General features: G+C 49.0%; 20 protein-coding genes. 12 read left to right on the top strand and 8 right to left on the bottom strand.

All coding sequences use genetic code 11. The features are described 5' to 3' along the window. Positions 1-169: 169 nt before the first annotated feature. Positions 170-1,006, top strand: coding sequence for an EcsC family protein (locus NST07_RS32980; protein ID WP_341380135.1), 837 nt, complete (start codon positions 170-172; stop codon positions 1,004-1,006). Positions 1,007-1,126: 120 nt separating this feature from the next. Here NST07_RS32980 and NST07_RS32975 read toward each other — a convergent pair whose 3' ends face one another. Together NST07_RS32975 and NST07_RS32970 are read right to left on the bottom strand one after the other, a co-directional pair. Beyond that, positions 1,127-1,438: an antibiotic biosynthesis monooxygenase gene (locus NST07_RS32975; RefSeq protein ID WP_342480811.1), complete on the bottom strand. Its 312-nt coding sequence runs from the start codon at positions 1,436-1,438 to the stop codon at positions 1,127-1,129. Between the two features lie 36 nt (positions 1,439-1,474). Next, on the bottom strand, positions 1,475-1,705 hold the full coding sequence (locus NST07_RS32970; protein ID WP_341097170.1) for a hypothetical protein: 231 nt from the start codon (positions 1,703-1,705) through the stop codon (positions 1,475-1,477). Between the two features lie 273 nt (positions 1,706-1,978). On the opposite strand from NST07_RS32970, the gene NST07_RS32965 reads away from it, so the two are divergent. The 6 genes from NST07_RS32965 to NST07_RS32940 all read left to right on the top strand — a co-directional run bounded on the left by NST07_RS32965 (position 1,979) and on the right by NST07_RS32940 (position 9,091). Next, complete coding sequence (locus NST07_RS32965) at positions 1,979-3,544, top strand: nitric oxide synthase oxygenase (protein WP_342480810.1); 1,566 nt, start codon at positions 1,979-1,981, stop codon at positions 3,542-3,544. Between the two features lie 575 nt (positions 3,545-4,119). Further along, entirely contained in the window at positions 4,120-4,668 is a 549-nt protein-coding gene (locus NST07_RS32960; protein ID WP_341097166.1) for a TetR/AcrR family transcriptional regulator, read from the top strand. Between the two features lie 761 nt (positions 4,669-5,429). Beyond that, positions 5,430-6,404, top strand: coding sequence for an NAD-dependent epimerase/dehydratase family protein (locus NST07_RS32955; protein WP_342480809.1), 975 nt, complete (start codon positions 5,430-5,432; stop codon positions 6,402-6,404). Between the two features lie 102 nt (positions 6,405-6,506). Continuing rightward, positions 6,507-6,863 carry a nucleotide excision repair endonuclease gene (locus tag NST07_RS32950; protein ID WP_341097160.1) on the top strand — a complete coding sequence of 119 codons (357 nt, stop codon included), beginning with the start codon at positions 6,507-6,509 and terminating at the stop codon, positions 6,861-6,863. Between the two features lie 237 nt (positions 6,864-7,100). After that, positions 7,101-7,823 (top strand): hypothetical protein, encoded by a 723-nt coding sequence (locus NST07_RS32945; RefSeq protein WP_341380128.1) that lies wholly within the window; start codon positions 7,101-7,103, stop codon positions 7,821-7,823. 5 nt (positions 7,824-7,828) lie between these two features. Continuing rightward, complete coding sequence (locus NST07_RS32940) at positions 7,829-9,091, top strand: polysaccharide deacetylase family protein (RefSeq protein ID WP_341097156.1); 1,263 nt, start codon at positions 7,829-7,831, stop codon at positions 9,089-9,091. 129 nt (positions 9,092-9,220) lie between these two features. Here NST07_RS32940 and NST07_RS32935 read toward each other — a convergent pair whose 3' ends face one another. Beyond that, on the bottom strand, positions 9,221-9,763 hold the full coding sequence (locus tag NST07_RS32935; protein WP_341097155.1) for a GNAT family N-acetyltransferase: 543 nt from the start codon (positions 9,761-9,763) through the stop codon (positions 9,221-9,223). A 387-nt stretch (positions 9,764-10,150) separates the two neighbouring features. Between NST07_RS32935 and rlmN the strand changes: the two genes are divergently transcribed. Both rlmN and NST07_RS32925 read left to right on the top strand, forming a co-directional pair. After that, positions 10,151-11,248: a 23S rRNA (adenine(2503)-C(2))-methyltransferase RlmN gene (gene rlmN, locus NST07_RS32930; protein WP_341097154.1), complete on the top strand. Its 1,098-nt coding sequence runs from the start codon at positions 10,151-10,153 to the stop codon at positions 11,246-11,248. Between the two features lie 124 nt (positions 11,249-11,372). Next, complete coding sequence (locus NST07_RS32925) at positions 11,373-11,660, top strand: DUF6509 family protein (RefSeq protein ID WP_038597869.1); 288 nt, start codon at positions 11,373-11,375, stop codon at positions 11,658-11,660. A gap of 107 nt (positions 11,661-11,767) precedes the next feature. Here NST07_RS32925 and NST07_RS32920 read toward each other — a convergent pair whose 3' ends face one another. Further along, on the bottom strand, positions 11,768-12,517 hold the full coding sequence (locus tag NST07_RS32920) for an alpha/beta hydrolase-fold protein (protein ID WP_341380123.1): 750 nt from the start codon (positions 12,515-12,517) through the stop codon (positions 11,768-11,770). Between the two features lie 13 nt (positions 12,518-12,530). Next, positions 12,531-13,700, bottom strand: a complete 1,170-nt coding sequence (locus NST07_RS32915) for an ATP-grasp domain-containing protein (RefSeq protein ID WP_342480808.1) — start codon at positions 13,698-13,700, stop codon at positions 12,531-12,533. A gap of 250 nt (positions 13,701-13,950) precedes the next feature. Between NST07_RS32915 and greA the strand changes: the two genes are divergently transcribed. Next, complete coding sequence (greA, locus tag NST07_RS32910; protein ID WP_038597863.1) at positions 13,951-14,436, top strand: transcription elongation factor GreA; 486 nt, start codon at positions 13,951-13,953, stop codon at positions 14,434-14,436. A gap of 153 nt (positions 14,437-14,589) precedes the next feature. Here greA and NST07_RS32905 read toward each other — a convergent pair whose 3' ends face one another. Both NST07_RS32905 and NST07_RS32900 read right to left on the bottom strand, forming a co-directional pair. Then, complete coding sequence (locus NST07_RS32905; protein WP_341380119.1) at positions 14,590-15,309, bottom strand: SDR family oxidoreductase; 720 nt, start codon at positions 15,307-15,309, stop codon at positions 14,590-14,592. Between the two features lie 199 nt (positions 15,310-15,508). After that, positions 15,509-15,847 carry a helix-turn-helix domain-containing protein gene (locus NST07_RS32900; protein WP_342480807.1) on the bottom strand — a complete coding sequence of 113 codons (339 nt, stop codon included), beginning with the start codon at positions 15,845-15,847 and terminating at the stop codon, positions 15,509-15,511. Between the two features lie 178 nt (positions 15,848-16,025). On the opposite strand from NST07_RS32900, the gene NST07_RS32895 reads away from it, so the two are divergent. Both NST07_RS32895 and NST07_RS32890 read left to right on the top strand, forming a co-directional pair. After that, entirely contained in the window at positions 16,026-16,955 is a 930-nt protein-coding gene (locus NST07_RS32895; RefSeq protein ID WP_342480806.1) for an AEC family transporter, read from the top strand. Positions 16,956-17,458: 503 nt separating this feature from the next. Beyond that, a complete protein-coding gene (locus NST07_RS32890) occupies positions 17,459-17,590 on the top strand; it encodes a hypothetical protein (protein WP_341380117.1) in 132 nt (43 codons plus the stop codon). A 298-nt stretch (positions 17,591-17,888) separates the two neighbouring features. Here NST07_RS32890 and NST07_RS32885 read toward each other — a convergent pair whose 3' ends face one another. Further along, on the bottom strand, positions 17,889-18,803 hold the full coding sequence (locus tag NST07_RS32885; RefSeq protein WP_342480805.1) for a phosphotransferase: 915 nt from the start codon (positions 18,801-18,803) through the stop codon (positions 17,889-17,891). Positions 18,804-19,190: the final 387 nt, after the last annotated feature.

Genomic DNA, 19,190 nt, shown 5'->3' with positions numbered 1-19,190 from the left:
GGTGAGTCTCCGGAAATGCCTGTTTGGCTTGACCCGGAAACGAATAGTAGGATGAGGCAATCAATAGCCGTTAATTCGGTTATAAAGATAAGAGGCGCTGTTGCGTGTGGATTTTGTACGAAGTAAACTCAGTGAAGAAACGCTCACAAAACTTTTAGGAGGTTACCCTATGCCGGAAACTGCCGAAGGCTTGCCACGCTTTGAAACGGCTGCGGAGCTGCAGGCCGCACTTGCCGTAATTGTAAAATGGGAAAAAGAGCAGAACAAGCTGATGATTTGGGACCGGATCACCCGCTTGCCGTTCAAGCTATTGGACAAAATCACACCAAAGGTGATACACGAGAAGCTGGGCAGGCTGCTGGATGAACTGGGCAGTTATATCCAGAACGGGGGCAACTATCTGGTGGCTGGACGTAAGGTGGGCTCGCTCCTGGAGTCGTCCAGCCGGGCTGCCGGGGGAAGCGAGAAGGGACCGTTTCCGCTCGCTGTGATGGATGAGGCCGCATTGAAGCTGAGTCAGAGCAGCCGGAATGTAGCAACGGCGCAAGGGGCTACAACCGGGTTCGGGGGTTTCTTCACGCTTGCTGCCGATATTCCCGCTATCTTGGGCCTGTCGCTGAAGGTCATTCAGGAAATCGGTCTATGCTATGGCTATAATCCTACGGACAAGGCGGAACGGATTTTTACGGTGAAGGTGATGCAGTTCGCGTCTTCGGATATTGTGGGGAAACGGACCATCCTGCAGGAGCTTAATCTGCAGGCCGGAGGCAACGGCGATATCACTGCCGGAGCGAATGCTGCCGTCTCCAAGATCCAGGGCTGGAAGGAGGTTATTACGGTCTACCGCGATAACTGGGGCTGGAAAAAGATGCTCCAGGCCGTTCCCGTCGCCGGGATGTTTTTTGGCGCATATCTAAACCGGAAGGCGCTGGAGGATGTGGCTGAGGCCGCGCGGATGCTGTACCGTAAGCGTAGAATTATTGCCAGGCTGGCTGAAATGGAATAAATCTATGGTTATAGATTTTTTTGAATAGCTGAGTTGAGATAACGCTAAAAAGGCAATAAACGCAGCCTGCAGCGGCTGCATTTATTGCCTTTTATATTCTTCACTAAGTTCGTCTGCGTTTTAATTAAACGACAGCCCTTTGCCGCCAACAGGCTTGAGCTTTGTGGACTCCACACCGGCAATCAGCGGCATGGCGCGCTGGATAGCCGCTTTGGTAGCTTCCAGGCTGAGCGAGGCCGCATGTGCCTCAGGATTGCTCCATACCTCGGTAACCCAGAGAATATCCGGTTCGGTCTCCGAGAAATTGATGATGTAAAGCTCACACTCTTCGACAGTCTCAGCAGCTGCCGCGCTTTCCAACAAGATTTCTGCCAAAACATCACGTTTGCCGGGTTGTGCAGTAAATTTAGCGTACATCCCATATTTGCTCATATGTATCACCCCAGATTCTTATTTTAACAGAAGCGGTTAACTTTCAGAATTCCCTAGATCCTCTATTTTTTTTATAATTGCCACTGCATCCGAGGTAAATAAAATATAAATGTTGGACTGTGTTTTAATGACAACCCTGTCCGTTGTGCCGTAAGGAGTACCGATTCGAATGGCATTTTTTTCGGAACCGCCATAAGTATCGTCCTGTGTAACCTCCACAATCTCCGAAAGAGGTATTTCAAACTTTGACAGCTGCCACTTGATCACATAATGCCAACTGAAAACTCCATACTATAATATACAAAATTAGATTTTTTTTCAGTTTATATTTTTATAGAGCTGGCTGGTCTCCGGTATATAAGCATTCAAAGGATCGCTTGCGTCTCCCTGCCCACAGCCTGTCCGATTCTTGCTTATTCCTGCAGGAGTTACTATGATTATGCTATTAACTTCAGGGACACAGGAATACAAATTCATTCCGTTTTGAGAAAAATATCACTAACATCCGGCAGAACCGGATCAAGCAAGGGAGTGGACGGCATGGGAAATAATGACTGCGGAGTTTTGCGCGAAGACTTAATAGGTCAGGCCGAATCGTTCATCCGGTTATGCTACGGGGAGCTGGAGAAATCCGAGCCTGAGATCCTTGAGCGGATATCGGCCATACATGAAGAAGTGCTGCAAAGCGGTACTTATAAGCATACCGAAGAAGAGTTGACACATGGAGCAAGGATAGCGTGGCGGCATAACAGCCGCTGCATCGGGCGTCTGTTCTGGCATTCGCTCGAGGTGATTGACGCACGCGGGAAGGAAACCGCAGAGGAGGTGGCCGAAGCGCTGCTGGCCCACATGGAGCGGGCCAATAACGGAGGACGCATCCGTCCGGTGATGACCGTGTTCCGCAGCGGTGAAGATCCTGCGAAAGTGGTCCGCATCTGGAATCATCAACTGATCCGTTATGCCGGGTATCCCGGGAATGGAGAGGATCCGCGCGCTGGCGACCCAGCGTCCGATGCTTTTACTTCGCTCTGCCGGAAGCTTGGCTGGCAAGGGACCGGCGGCGACTTCGATGTGCTGCCGCTCGTAATCAGTATCGGCTGTGAACAGCCGCGTCTGTTCCCCATTCCTGAGGGAATCGTGCAGGAGGTTCCGCTAACCCATCCGGAAATCGAACGTTTCCCGGAGCTTGGGCTGCGCTGGTATTCGGTGCCGATCGTTTCGGACATGCAGCTGGAAATTGGCGGGATCCGGTATACAGCTGCTCCTTTTAACGGCTGGTATATGGAAACGGAGATCGGTTCCCGCAATCTTGGTGATACCAGTCGCTATAACCGGCTGCCGGCTGTAGCGGATCTGCTTGGACTGGACCGTTCGACCAATACTTCGCTTTGGAAGGATAGGGCTCTGCTGGAGCTTAACTGTGCCGTATTGCATTCCTACAAGCTGGCCGGAGTAAGCATAGTGGATCATCATACCGCTGCTGATCAGTTCGTCCGCTTTCAGGAGCAGGAGAAGCAGCGGGGGCGGGAAGTATCGGGGAAATGGCATTGGCTGATCCCGCCAATGTCACCCTCGGCTACGCCAATCTGGAATGACAACAAGCTGAAAGAGCTTAACCTCAGCCCGCGCCTGGTCTACCAAAGTTCTGCTTATGCAGGGTGGCTGAAGGAGGCGGATGGTATGCTGAAAGGTGTGCAGGAGGGCGCGCTGGAGGGTACGCGAGAGGGTGCGCAGGGAGTGGCGCTGGAGGGTACGCAAGAGGGAGCGCAGGAAGGGGCGCTGGAGGGTACGCGAGAAGGTATGCGGGAGGGGGCACTAGAGGGTACGCAAGAGGGTGCGCGAGAAGGTATGCAGGAGGGTACGCAAGAAGGTACCCGAGGAGGTACGTATGTGGGGGCACTGGAAGGTGCGCGAGAAAGTGCGCGAGAATGTGCTCAGGAGGGTATGCAAGAAGCTGAGCAGGAAGGTAGGCGAGATAGCACGGGGCATACCAGTTCTACCACTGCGGCGGGCCTGGACATCATGGAGCATCGGAGCGAAGAAACTCCTGCTGGACCTGGACATGCAGCGGCGGAGATGGCTTGCCCTTTTCACCACCAGCAATAGTTCCTCCGGGCTATCAGCTTCTCGTTTTCTTTAACTGCATCTCATACATCTAAAAACCAGCATTTTGGAGCAGTATGGGAGATAGCTGTATTCTGTACAATTATTTAGGGGTGATTTGGGCAAAACGTTGCTCTTCGCCAATTCTAGTTGTACGAAATACATCTATCTCTAAAAAAGCTCTATTGTACCCCTGAATAGTTGCAGTAAATACATTTATTTTGAAGGGGGCACCATAAGTTGATTCAGCGTTCATCTGCAAGTGTGGTGTCGGACAGAATGCTCAGCAGGGGATATCCCAAGCGTAACTATAATTCGAAGAAGACTTGCGGACTATTTCCTAAACGGCACTCTGGCTGCAAGTGATACGGACATTTCCATCCAGTCCTCCACCCTTGCTAATGACGACAGCCACACGAATTGTAAAGGTGGAACAGCCGGCTAGACTTTTAAAATACGGGCTTGATTATTTAAGAATTGGAGTATATACTTCTAACCAATAAAGTGATTGATCAATAACCACCGATTGAGGCGAGAATCACTTCACTATTCATCAGAAAAGGAGGCATAAGGCCATCATGAACAAACAATCCAGTACGGTCCGGTCTAAGGCAGCTGAAGCGACCTCCGTTAACCGGCGGGAGCAGATTTTGGAGGCGGCGGTTGTGGTTTTTGCCGAACTTGGTTATTACCGGGCGACCACTGCACAGGTGGCGGAGAGAGTGGGCATCTCCCAGCCGTATATTTTCAAGCTGTTCAAGAACAAGGAGGAACTGTTTGTAGCCGCACTGGACCGTGCCTTTGAGCGGATTATCCGTACCTTTAAGAGTGTTGAGGCTCCTGCAGATCAGCTGCTTGCGGAAACAATCCGGGTATATGAGCAATTGATGGAGACCCATCCTAATGAGATTCTTCTGCAAGTGCAGGCATTGGGCATCCGTGATGAAATGATCCTCCGTGCGATGCAGAAGGGAATGCTTGAGGTCACCAGTCTGGTTAAGGGGAAATTTGTGGCTGCCGGAATGGAGCATCCCGAGGTTGAGGTCAGCACTTTTATGGCTAACGGCATGCTGTGCAATATCGCAATGGCGCTGGGAATGCCGGAACTAAAGCCAAAGCATCTGTAAGCACCAGCGAGTACTAGGGTGAGTTTGGTTAGTGACCAGGATCTAAGGGCGGAGTCCCTTAGATATTAATGAATTTTAGTTAGTGATTAGCCAATAACAAAAGTGCCCTGTTAGAAACTAAAGTACTAAGGAGCAACGGTATCTTGAGCCGCTCATCAACTGGTTAAATAGTCAATCGCCAAGCATTAGTCTCCATCGGTATGCCGTATGGCAATATGGTTAAGTTAAGTACCCGAATCGCCGTAACGCCGATCTCATAGCCTAGTGCTAATCCGAGTGGCCGTAACGCCGATCTCATAGCCTATTGCTAAAGCCGATTCGCTATCTCGCCGTATCACCCTAAAGCCAATCCTCCTGATGGTTCGTCAGCATGGTGTTCCGGACACCAGAGCTCTTATTTCGGAGAAATTCCTGTTTGCAGCAGTGATCGGACCTCAGTGCAGCTATTGTTCACAATAACACTCAATTTGTTGATTTTCACACTCAATAAGTGCACCTGAGTCCGAATGGAAGTCAAATAGACTTCGATCAGCAAGATAACGTCTCTCCAGTCCGTGACAGTCAGAAACCACGAAAGTGTTTAATTATTGATTAATCACTACCCAATCCGTTGAAGCCAAGAGCAAGAGCCAAGAGCCAAGAGCCAAGAGCCAAGAGCAAGAGCCAAGAGCCAAAAACCCAAACCCAAACCCAAACCCAAACCCAAACCCAAACCCAAACCCAAACCCAAACCCAAACCCACTAATCAGGAGGTAATTAAAATGTTAAACAAAGCTGTCGTGTTAGGTGCAACCGGAGGAACAGGAATGGTCATTATTGCCGAGCTGCTGAAAAGAGGGGTGGAAACGGTCGCCTTTGGGCGATCGTTTCCAAAGCTGGAGCAGCTTGCAGCGAAGCTGGGGAATCCAACAGGACTCCGCTTGAAGACCGGCAACGTATTTAAGGCGGGCGATGTACAGGAGGCCGCGCAGGGGGCTGATGTTATTTTCCACTGTGCTTCGGTGCCTTATCACGAGATGAGCACCAAGCTGCTGCCGATGGGGGAAGCGGTCTTGGAGGCGGCAAGCAAGCTAGGGACACGGATTGTTGCGGTAGACGGCATTTATCCGTACGGTAAAAGACGGAATGAGCAGCCGATCAATGAGGATTATCCGAAGAATCCGCATACCCAAAAGGGGAAAGTCAAGCTTGAGTTTGAGCGGATGTTCTTCAGCCCGTGCTGGAATCGGGCCAAAAGAATGATCGTCCGCTTGCCCGATTATTACGGGCCGACCGCCAACGAGGCATCGTATCTGGGTTCGACACTGGAGGCGATTGCCGCCGGGAAACCAGCGATGTTCATCGGAAATGTGAGCGTTCCGCGTGAATACGTCTACCTCCCGGATGCCGCAGTGATGATGGTGGAGCTGGCGGGCAGGGAGGAAGCGTACGGGCAGAATTGGAACATTCCAGGTGCGGGCATCATCTCGGGTAAAGAGATTGTCCGGATAGCCCGGACGGCTAGCGGATCATCAAAACCGGTTATACCCGTCGGTGCCGCCGGCTTGTCGCTGCTGGGACTGTTCATCCCGGTCATGAAGGAGATTGTCGAGATGCTCTATCTAACGAAGGAGCCCCTTATTTTAAGCGGCAGCAAATATGAACGTACCGTCGGGCCGATTCCGGCCACACCGTTTGAACAGGGAATTACGGAAACGATCCGCGTGCTTAAGGCCCGGCAGAATAAATCTTTGTGAACACGCTTATAAAATACATCAAAGCCGCAGAAGATAGAAATAGTCAGGCCACTTGATCTGTGATACTATTTATTTCTATATACAAGAGGGAAGTGAGCACGAATGATCAGCATTACCATCCCGGCACCGGATGTTACGATTACCAAGCAGGAGAATCCTGTGCTGAGCCATGTTTACGGATTTACGGATTTCCACCTGATTACGCGTGAAGCCGGCGGTATCTTTATGTTCTATAACGACAACGACGAGCTGTTGTTTGTAGGCAAGGCCAGAAAGCTGAGACCCAGAATCAAAAAGCATTTTGAAGATAACGTATCCGTAATGAAGCCCCATCGCGACGAAGTCACCAAGATTGAGGTATGCCTCGTTGAGGATCCGGTCGACAGAGAGATTTACGAAACCTACATTGTGAACAAGCTGAAAGCCAAGTACAATGTGGAGAAAGTCCTGTATAAATAATGAATTTAGGGCAAAAGGCGTGGTCCAATAGGGCTGCGTTTTTTTGTGCGAAAAATCCGGCAACCGCGGAAATCCGGCCTGCTGGCGTGGTTAATCCCTTCTGTGGCAACAAATTGGGTCTTTAGATGTATTTAGGAAAGTTAGATATTAAGGCTCACTTACATCCAGGACAAATCATCTATAATAAACTCGTATATGCTCGACATTTTTTGACATTTATAATGAGGTGATTTATAGATGGCTGCTCCTTTTTTTAAGAAAAGAGACGCGGTGGACAAAACGCCGAAGCCGGGCATGGTTCAAAAGGTACAATTGGCAGAAAGTCCTCCTGAAGATTCGGAAAGCTATGAAAAGAGTGACAGCCAGAACAGCCTGATTTCGACGGGCAAAGCACAGCTGGACAAGAAATCACTGGATTTGATTTTTGCGGTTGAACAGATGATTCAGGACCGGACACATGCCGAGACGAATAACCGTGAGCTTCAGGACCGGCTTGCGCATTCCAGCGGACATGTGGAGCGGTTGAACAAGGATCTCAAGAACCTCAACAAGGTGATTGAAGACCGGGAGAAGAACATTATGGAGCTGGAGCAGAAGCTGGTAGAGCGTAATCTGAAGGTGGATCAGGTGCTGGAGGATTACCGCGAGCTTCATATCACCTTTTCTGCAGAAATGGATGAACTCAAGAGCACCATTGATCTGGAGCAGCAGAAATACGTTAACCTTGTGCAGAAGCACAATGAGGTCCATGCGGAGAAGCTCAAGAAAATGAATGAGCTGGAAGAGAAGATCGGACGTCTGGAGACTGAAAATGGCCATCTTCGACAGAAATACGAAATGGTCCGGCAGGAGAAAGCCTACCTCTCCAGCATGATCAGCGATTTCACCAACCGGATGACAGCACCTTTTGGCGGCAGCAGCCTGCCTGCAGAGCGCAGTGATGAGAATGGGGATACATAATATTTATGCCAGTTGAGGAAAAAAGCGCCGCTCTGATGATAGAGTTGCTGTCGCTTGAGCACGGGCAGGACGGTTATCGGATGGAGGTAGGTCTAACCCGCAGCGGTGCCTTTACCAGACAAATGGTCCACATAGATGAACTTACATATCTGCAAATGAACGCACTCCCCCCTTTTGAAGGACAGCGGATTCGGCTGTCACTGTATGCGAAGTGGGATCCCTTCCGCCAGACACATTTCAGCTCGCTTATCAAAATGAACCGGACTTTCAGCGAAACGCTGTATTTCGCCTGCTCCGAGGAATATATCTCCTTACTTCATCGCTTGAAGCAGCCGGAAGAGGCAGCAGTGATTCCTTCCCCGGCGGTAGCGGCAGTACCGAAACCGGTTAAGCGCAGCAGTTCCAGGGCTGGAGCCCGGTCAATTGCCCTGAGAGGACTTGTGTTGAGCCTTCTGCTGATCGTATTCTTGCTGCGTATGGACGATGGACTGTTCTCGGACAGTGCCGAAGCGAAGGTGGAAGTCACCCAGTCTGAGGCTGGTGCTCATAGTTCCGGGCAGGATGACAACTTGTCTGCTCCTTATGCCCCTGTGGTGCGGCTGACTTCACTTGAGAGCAGTATAGCGGAAGAAGCCACGGTACCAGTAGTGGATGAGAAAGAAGTGCACAAGCTGCTGTACGAGGAGATTGAGCTTGGCGGAGACAGCTATGAATACGCCTTGCCCAAGGGATATGTGGCGCTCTCCTTCGATGATGGCCCTTCGAAGTATACCAAGGAGATCGTGGATATTCTGCAGGCGGAAGGCATTGCGGCCAATTTTTTATTTATTGGACAGAATGTGCTCCACTACCCTGAGGAAGTAATCTATGCGGATACGCAGGGCATGGCGGTCGGCAATCATTCGTGGGATCACAGCGTCATGACCAGGAACAGCGGTGAAGAGAACCGGAACAATCTAAGTCAAGTTAACCACGCGCTGGCACAGCTCATCCAGTCTCCGGTAACGGTCTTCCGTCCTCCGTATGGAGCGGTGAATGAAGAGCTGGCGGCTGAAGTCGGCAGACAGCATATGAAGGTGCTGCTCTGGAACCGTGACCCTGAGGATTGGAAGGCGGACAGCCCGGAGGAGATTCTTCATTATTTCCGCGCAACCGATCCGTCGGGCGGCATCTATCTTTTGCATGAAAAAAGCATAACCGTAAAGATCCTCCCTGAAATCATCCAATATCTTAAGAGCAAGGGCTTGAAATTCGCTATCTTTAAATAATCCGCAGGCTTAGAGCGTGTCCATTGTAAATGGGTGCGCTTTATACAATCCTTCTCCGGCTTATAATCATCGGTGGGGACTTCCCCCATTACCGCAATTTGACGTTAAGCCCCAAAGAAAAAGACCATTTCAACGACTATAACAAGTTCCACAAGGTAATTTCATAAGAAATTCAGAGCTGTCCCCTAACTTCCCCAAATTTTCAAAACCGTATTTCTCAAAATACTTCATAGTTTCAGTCGTTTCCGTCCATAATGAACCCGGAATATTTAGGTTACCTTGAATTTGCAGAAATGCCTCCATTAACTTTTTCCCTTCTCCTTTACGGTATGAATGGAGATGAAGTAAATCTACGATTTGTGGAGAGTTATAGTGCTTTAGAAACTTTTTATCCGTTCGATTCAGAGCAACGTGCATAACAGCGTTCAGGTTCTTGGACATTAATCCAACTGAAGGCTCATTTGGATTAAAGGTAGGAACGATGAAGAAATCTTGTTCACCTTGTTTCATGATTTCTTTAATAAAGTTAGTTTCGAGAACTGGTGTTTTTTTTGTACTAATTGCTTTTTTAAATTCAGTCATCATTGCATTTGTAACTTCAATAGCCTTTTCTTGGGTCAATCCTTTTAATACAGCCTTAAATCTAGAGTGCGAAGTTGATGCCTGTGACATATTAAGTCTCCTTTTGAAATGTTAAGTTTATAACAGTAATTCATATATTCGAGATTAGGTGAAATTATCCTCTGTTTGCCCGGCACCTAACTGTAGACAGTTTGCTTGATGGGAGTGCAGCAGACATGATGCCGTCATGCCCTCCCTGATCTTCCGGCAGGCCCTGCCATACACTGGACAAGGCTTTTTGCTGGAAGTAATTTTGCAAGGGCTGCGGCAGCTTTATGTGGATGGGCCGGCGGCCTGATTTTGTTAATTTAACTGGGCCACAGGCAGGGATTCCCCTTGTTTTAATAAACGAAATTTGAGACAATAAGTAGATGTTGTTGGAAAAGTCCTGTCAAGGTAGAATAGATTGAACTTAAAGTTTTGAAAAGAGGATATGAAATGAATAAAGAATCCATTTATGGATTAACATTGGATCAACTGGCGTCATGGCTATCGGAGCGCGGCCACAAAAAGTCCCGTGCAGCCCGGGTCTGGGACTGGATTTACCGCAAGCGGATTACGGATTTCACGGAGATGTCCGATCTGAATAAGGATTGTGTGCAGCTGCTGTCCGAGCATTATGTATTTCAAACGATGGATGAGCATGTGAAGCAGGAATCGGCTGACGGTACGATCAAGTTCCTGTTCCGTCTAAAGGACGGCAATCTGATTGAAACGGTACTGATGCGGCAGAAATACGGCTTGTCCGTCTGCGTCACCACTCAGGTCGGCTGCAATATCGGCTGCAGCTTCTGTGCGAGCGGACTGCTGGCGAAGAGCCGTGATCTGTCCAGCGGCGAGATTGTGGAGCAGATTATGAAGGTGCAGCAGCATCTCGATCAGGCCGGACTGGGGCAGAGGGTTAGCCATGTAGTAGTGATGGGGATCGGCGAGCCGTTCGATAACTTCGAACATTTGCTGAATTTCCTGACAATCATCAAGGACCACAAAGGGCTGGCGATTGCCGGCAAGGGCATTACCGTCTCGACAAGCGGTCTGGCCGACAAGATCAGAGAATTTGCCGATGCCAATATGCAGGTCAACCTGGCGATTTCTTTACATGCGCCAAATAACGAGCTGCGGACACGGATTATGAAGATCAACCGTGCGATTCCTATAGAGAAATTAATGCCGGCGATTGATTATTATCTGGAGAAGACGAACCGGAGAATTACACTGGAGTACATTCTGCTGAAGGACATCAATGACCGCGAGGAGCATGCGCTGGAGCTGGCAGAACTGATCGGCGACCGGCGTCAGCTGGCCAATGTCAACCTGATCCCATACAACCCTGTGGATGAACACAGTCAGTACCAGCGGAGCGAGCGGGAGTCGGTACGGGCCTTTTTTGACACGCTGAAGAAGCAGGGAGTCAGCGTCAGCACCCGGCTGGAGCATGGCACGGATATTGATGCCGCCTGCGGCCAGCTGCGCAGCAAGCAGATTAAGAAGACCAAGGACAGCAGCGCGGATAAGAACGGAGTAGTAGCCGGGTAAGACTGGAGACCATTTTCAGCAGGTTGCGGACGGTCTGGTTAGCAGGACATAATCCCTTCCATCACCTGCTAAGGATTTTTGTGATACAATAGCTTGGCAGTGATTAGGAAAGAAGGTATGCGTTGTGCTGACATTTACAAGCTACACCGTGGAAAATTTAAGAGACCCATTCGGTATTTTAAGCGGCAAGCGATATGAGTTCATGATTAACCTGGATGTGCCGGAAGAAGATGAACTGTACGAAGAGAACGGGGTATCGGCCCGCGTGATTTTCAAAGTTGAGGAAGAGAAGAGCGCCATCGTCAGTTACGATCTGCTGGAAACGACGACAGGCCGCGTTTTGGATTTCGATATGGAAGAGGACGAGGAAGCAGCACTGGCCTTGTTCTGTACAGAACATCTGCCGGAGTAAGGAAGTATGCAAGGGAACCCCTGTGGCTATCTGAGGCAGTAAGACGGGTTCTGCATAGGAAAGGGGGGCTGCCACTATGGCAGCTCCCTTTTTGCAACATATAACGACTATAGGCAGCTGCCGACATAATAATGAATCTGTTTATTCCACCAAGGCCAGTCATGGTTCACATCGTGGCCCCAATAGTCAAACCGGGCAGGGATCTCCTTGCGCTGCAGCAGTTCCTGCAACAGGCGGGTTTCATGAAGCATTTCGTCCTCATAATCGCCCTGGCCGACGCAAATGATGATGTTGCTGTCACGGTATTGCTGCAGATAATAATCATCCTGAAGTCCCGGCAAATAGTGGAGCGGAGAGTTGAGGTAGACGTTGTCGCTCATATAGTCGCCAAAGAAATAATAGGTGGAATAGACGCCGCTTAGGGCGATCAAGGTATCGAAATATTGCGGATAACGGAAAAAGAAGCTGGCACTGTAGTATGCGCCCATGGAGCAGCCGGAGATGAGAATGCGCTGGTCACTGCCGCCATTGTTCCATTTGCTCTGGTCGAGAATGCCGGGGATCAGCTCCTGCGTGATGTATTTGTCATACTGCTCATGCCGTTGCACTTTGTCCTCGTGATTCCAGTGGGCAGAGAAGAAGGTCTCCTCATCAATGCTGTCGCAGGCCCAAATCTGTAGCTTGCCGGCCTCAATGAATTCCGAGAGCGTCTGGATCATGCCCGAATCCTCGTATTGATAGAATCTGCCGAGTGACGTAGGGAAGACCAGCATCGGTTTGCCGGCGTGGCCGTATATTTTATACTCCATTTCCCTGTGCAAGTTATGGCTGTACTCCTTATGGTAGCTTGTCCTCATCCGTTAACACATCCTATCCCTCTTCTTGTTGAATATAGTTCACGATGTCTCTGACATCCTCTAATGCGGCGGAACGGAATTGATAGGCGCTGTTCCCCATAGCTCTGCTGAATACCTCTTCGATCTCGGCATAATTCACGATCTTATCGCCATAGGTGAGGTAGATGTCTTCATGGCTGTGGGTGTAATGCTTATGTTTCTTGCGGCTGGCGTAGCCGGTATAATATTTGCCTTCATAGGGTCCGTCAACCTCGTTATGTGCGATCATGCTGGCCCATTCCTTATAGATGTCCACGTCGTACGAGAAGTTTATGGCATCGGTCATCCAGGCGCCGGGCGGACGCATATTTACTTCTAGAGCGATAATCCGGCCATCTTTATTCGACTTGAACAGCTCGATGTGGAAGAAACGCTCTTTGATGTCAAAAGCCTTCAGAATGCTTCTGCCCGCCGCCTCAACCTCCGGACTAATCTCCCGCAGACAGAAATAATACAGATGGTTATCGGTGTTGACGACCTCCATCACGCTGTTCTCGAACAGATGGCTTACGGCAAAGCGCACTTCACCATGGATATCGACCAGTCCGTCATAGGTCAGAATGACCCCGTCAATGAACTCTTCGATAATAAAGGGGACCTCAGCGGGTTTGGTGTCAAAAAATTGCTTCAGCTCATCCTCATTATTGATCTTGTAAGTCATGCTGGCCCCGGAGCCGAGATCGGGCTTTACAACAAGCGGAAAGCCGGCTTCACGGATGAACGCATCGACGCTCTCCCGGGTGGTTCCGGTGGAGAACTGCACGGTGTTGACGCCGCTTTTGCGGAAAAATTCCTTCATCTTGGACTTCTGCTTCAGATTGTAGACGAAATCGGTCTTGGTGCCGTAAATGTTGAAGTCACTGCGGATGGCGGCATCCTGCTCCAGCCAATATTCGTTCAGCGACTCGAACCGGTCAATCTTGCCGTATTTATGTGTGAAATAACCTACCGCCCGCAAGATCTCCTCGTAATTTTCCAGATCATTCACTTTGTAATACTCCGTCAGCGCGAGCTGCAGCTTGTCCTCCAAGTGTACATATTCGGCATCACCAATCCCCAGCACCAGCACACCCTGACGCTGCAGCTGAGTACAGAAATCGGCGCTGTTCCTCGGGAAATGAGGGGAAAAGAAAATAAAGTTCACGGCGATCAACCCCTTTGGCTGGAATATAATTCCGAGTTAAATTGTATGATTAATTTAATTTAATTTATCAGGTCCATCCCTATCCGTCAATGTTTTTGGAGAGTTAAGAGGGATTCACACTTCTTCGGCCTTGGCATCTTCGCATTTGTGCCGGGTAAAGGAGGAGGAGGTAATTTTCTTTTCTTCTTCGCATGTTTGCGCAATATGGGGTAAAATACAATAAAGCAGGCAAAAATAGGAGTTGTAGAACATGTCTAAGTCCAATGAAGAAGTATTCTTAACTAAAGAAGGATTGGCTAAGTTAGAGGAAGAGCTTAGGGATCTGAAGACGGTGAAACGCAAGGAACTGGCAGCCCGCCTTAAGCTGGCAATCAGCTACGGAGACTTGAAGGAGAACAGTGAGTACCACTCGGCCAAGGAAGATCAATCGTTCATGGAAACCCGGATTATGATCCTGGAGAAAATGCTGACGAAAGCCCAGATCGTTGATTCGAGCAAGATGGATTTGAGTGCAGTCAGTGTAGGTTGCATCGTCATCCTGAATGATGTGGAATACTCCGAAAAAATCGAATATAGAGTGGTGGGCCCGGCTGAGGCTGATGTGCTGGACAACAAGATTTCTTATGAAAGTCCGCTGGGCAAAGAGCTGATCGGCAAAAAAGTGGGCGACATCATCAGCGTCAATGCCCCGATGGGCATCATAAAATATGAACTGCTTGAAATCAAAATGCTGTAACAAACGGAAATCCTCATCCCCTTGTCATTTCTCTGGGGATGAGGATTTTTGTTGTAGACAGGTGAGCGCATCTCCGGAATAACGGCATTACGGCGTAACGGCGGCCCGGGGGAATGACGGAACGCAGCTTCCAGGCCTGCGGCTCTGCCGCTTTCAGATCAGGCTATGGCCGCCGTCGATATGAAGTACCGTGCCTGTGGTGAATCCGTTATGGATCAGATAGAGAACGCCCTTAGCCACGTCCGCCGCGGTGCCTACACGCTGGGCCGGCAGCTTGGCAGCTGTGCTGCTGTAAAAGGCATTCCGGGATTCCTCCGCCATCCCTGCCCGGGAAGGCGTGTCAATAATGCCCGGAGAGACGACGTTCACCCGCAGCGGGGCCAGCTCCAGGGCCAAGGTCCGGCCAAGATTTGCGACAGCAGCATTCACTGCGCCCAGCATGGAGGAGCCGATCATGGATTTGAACGCTACAACCCCTGAGAAGAGGGTAATGGACCCATTGGGGTTCAGCATCGGAGCCGCATATTTGGCGGCATAATATTGGCCCCAGAATTTGTTCTCGAACAGCGAGCGGGCAGTGCTTGTCGGCGTTGCCAGGAAAGGCCCGCCGCTTGTTTCGGCCGCACTGACAACCAGATGATCAAAAGTCCCGGTCTGCTCGAAGAACAGCCGCACCTGCTCCTCATCTGTTACATCCAGTATGTGCGAAGTTACTTTCACCCCTTTACCGATGGCAGCCTTGGCCTGTTCCAGCTTATGCCGGGAACGGCTGGCAATTACAATCTCCGCACCTTCTGCGGCGGCCCGTCTGGCCGTTTCCAAACCGATTCCCGAGCTTCCGCCGACAATAACTACTTTTTGTCCTGTTAACATCTCATTTCCTCCTCAAAGGTTTATGGAGCATTACTTTCAGACATCCGCCGCAATTGCTTCGGAAGCATCGCTAAGCATGTTGTGCTTTGTGAGGAAAGTATATGTCTATAACTTCCTTTTGGGAAGTAGTTACCTAATTGTTATACAGTTTCCAAAAGTATAGTTTTGTGCAGTGGAAGGGTTGCCGGATTAAAGTTTTTTAGAGCGTGAGTCCGTATCGTTTTAGCTCGATAAAAATTCCTTCCAGCTGTTCCCCCTTCGCGGTCAGGGTATATTCTACACGCGGCGGTACCTCCGGATATACTGTACGCTCCAGAATGCCATTGTTCTCCAGCTCACGGAGCCGCAGCGAGAGCGTCTTCGGGCTGATTCCCTCCAGGGATTTCAGCAGATCGCTGAAGCGCATCGTGCCTTCGATCAGCAGATCGCGGATAATGAGAAAGGTCCATTTGGTTCCAATAATATCGAGTGTTTTGGCAATGGGACAGGGTTCGCCGGGAGTGCCCTTGGTTATAATAACAGGCTCTGAATGGTTCATATTCAACTAGCCTCCTGAGGAATAGCGATTTTTCTTAATCATATCACAATACTATCCTTTGGGAAGTTATGTGCAGCCATAGGCAGTTTCTATTAAGCATATTGTTTCCATATCTTAGACGGGCCTTACTTCAGCAGGTATAGTAGGGAGTAACTATAGAACAGAGGAGTCCTGGCCCGTGATTGAGACTGTGTTGTCGACGTTATTTAAGGTCATATTGCCGCTGTCCATTCCGGTCATCGCCGGAGCGCTGCTGGGCCGGTTTAAGAACCTCGATACGAAACCGCTGTTAACGCTCTATTTGTACTTTTTGAGTCCGGCGATCATTCTCGATACGCTGGCTACAGCAGAAATTTCCTTCGACGACGTCTATAAGACACTGTCGTTCTCCTTGCTGAATCTGTTTCTCTTATGGGGCCTGGCCAATGTGCTCGGGCGAATTCTGAAGCTGGCTCCGGCGGAAGCCGCCGGACTGACACTGGTCTCCACGTTTACGAACAGCGTCAATTACGGGCTTCCGCTGGTGCTGCTGGCCTTCGGCCAGCTTGGCCTCGATAAAGCATCGGTCTATGTCATTGGCCAGATGGTAATCGTCAATACTATCGGCGTTTATTTCGCTGCGAGATCACAGTTCTCGGTGCGCAGCGCCGTTAAATCCGTGTTTTCGCTGCCGGCCATCTATGCGGCGATTCTGGCTTTGATGCTGCGGGCGCTCGGCCTGCATATGCCGGATGAACTGGCATCTGGGGTCTCGATGGCGGCTGGGGCGTATTCGCCCGTGGTGCTCGCGATTCTGGGCGCGCAGATGGTCAAGGTTAAAGCGGCCCAGACAGAGCGCAATGTGCAGCTTGCCTTCTGGACCGGGATCACGGTCCGCCTTCTGCTGGCTCCGCTGCTTGCCGCACTCGTTTTGCTCCTGCTGAATATTACCGGAACCTTATTTTCGGTGCTGCTCATTCTGGCGTCCATGCCTGTCGCCGTCAATTCTGTCGTACTGGCCGAACGGTTCAGCAGTTCTCCCTCCCTGGTATCCCGCTGCATTGTATGGACAACGCTGGCTTCTTTCCTGGTACTGCCGGTGCTCATTGTGGTGGTTGGCAGCGTGTAACGAGCTTTGCAGCGGACCTTGGGTTTATGCCGTTCCTTCACAGAACCTGCGCCCATAAATAAGGGAAGGTCTTCATCCAAGATTGACTTACCGGCAGAAGTAATGATAATTTGCACACCGCGATCTGTATCTATATAAATTGAACTTATAATTCTTCTATTTTGGGGCTGGCCGTGACTACAGAGAATATTTGGACTTCCGGCCGCTGTTAGGTTTGGATTTCCTGAATTTAACCGCGAATCGCGGTAGAAATCCAAACCTAAAGGCGGACGCTATCGCTCCTCCAATTCCAAAATTCCCCTCCGCCACTTTTCCCTAAATATAATTCTCAAGTTCAATCTATATAGTGGTTTTCTCAGAACAAGACCGCGTTTTTCCATCCGCGTCAGATGACAGGATAGCCGACTCTTATCCCAGTCCATTGGGTCAGCTAACTCCTGTTGGCAAAGCTTTGGACACGGTTGATTTCCATGGAAAATTAACCGGGGAATTTCGCGCACAAATTGCACTTGCAAGCATTTTATAGAGTAGATAAGGCAAGGAGTAGAAAAGAAGGGGGAAATGGATTGGGACTTGCATTATGTGCGCAAATTGCTAAGAAGCATCATGCAGAGTTATCTTGCTTCAAAGCCTAATAATAAATATGGATAGGCAAAGTCGTCCGTGCGGAACAGGGGCCACCAGCCTTATGTCCCGCTCTTATTCACATTTACTCATTCTCCTGTGCTCTCATATTCAACCTCAACCAGCTTGAAAAAGTCGGACGGTCTGATCTTTAGCCCTTTGCAGAGGTCGAAAATTTTTGTGACGGAAGGTTCGTTTCTGCCACGGTTTTACCGATAATTTGCTTTATGATTTTGGACGAATCGCTTAAGGAAACTCACCCCGTTTAAGTCCACTATTAATCTGATGTTTTGCGGCATGGACTTGCGCTCAATAGCTCTGGCTATCATATATCAATTCCTCACATAGATTTTCTACATTATTCAGCAGATCAGGTATCCAAGCTTCTGATCCTGGGATTATCTCTATGCCACCGTATACAAGCCAACGTAATGTTTTAATCAGCCAACATAAACCGCCAATTCGCACTTGCCAGTTCAAATGATTAATATGTAAATTAGTTCCCTCTAAGTAAGCTGAAATCATATCTTCTTTTGAGAGATTGCAGAAGGTGTGTGCTTCCGTAATTAAGCAATACAAGTCACCAAGATGAGGACTTAAATAAGCACTGGACCAATCAATCGGCATAATGCCATCTTCTTGAATCAAAAGGTTTTTTGCATGATAATCATGATGAACTAGAGAAGTGGGGACCATCTGATATAGTTTTTCTAAATGAAGAGGTAACACTTTTTCGACTTTTAGTAACACTCTGTTTTCTTCTAACGTATTCGATTTCAATAAATCATCCAACAGTTGAAGAAATCCGCTCATTGAAACTGAATATGCTTCAATGGTCTTTCTTGGTAGCATCCTTAAGTTGGCTGTTGCTCTCACTCTAAGCCTTGCTAATTCCCTCGAAGCCTCAAGAAAATACTCAGGTTCTGGTTGCTGTTCCAAATTTCTTTTTCCGGCATCTTCCATGATGAATACTCCACTGCCCTTCAGTTGAGTAAATTCAAAGATCTGCGGAGCTTTGATTTGCAGTGGATGAACTAACTCCTGGTAAATTTCAGCTTCCCCTGCCATCTCACTTCCTCCCCATTTAATAATACGTGATTCACCTGTTCTCAATGTTGCTCTGTAAACTTCTGAAAGAGACCATTTCCTTAAAAGAGACCATTCAGAAATTTCATTTAATAAGGGGATCAATGTGTAATAAGCTGAAAAGCATGTTGGAATCATATTTTCATTCCCTCCCATACATTTGTTAACGAACATATTTTTACATATATGATCAAAAAAGTATAGACTTATAATTCACCGTTTGATATGATGTTGGATAAGGTCTTGGAAAATTTCGGGACTCTTTTTTGCAAGAATTGGTGTTTATAAGTTTGATCTGTTCAAGGTGAAAATATCTTATAAAATGTAGGCCATCCCGCAAAGGATGGCCTTTTTAAACATGCCTGCGATGTGTTTGGAGAGCAGAATAATCAATTTTGCTAGGGCGTGTCTACAAACAGAAGAACTCCGGGGAAGCAGGAATTTAGTATTGAAAGTGGGGTTCCTAAAAGCCCGCAGCGGGTTGATTTACTCGTACCGGACTCAGGAGACGCTAAGGAGGGTAAA

It is taken from the genome of Paenibacillus sp. FSL L8-0340 (assembly GCF_038593145.1).
Taxonomy (GTDB): Bacteria; Bacillota; Bacilli; order Paenibacillales; family Paenibacillaceae; genus Paenibacillus_AQ.
This window is presented reverse-complemented; position numbering and strand designations above follow the sequence as displayed.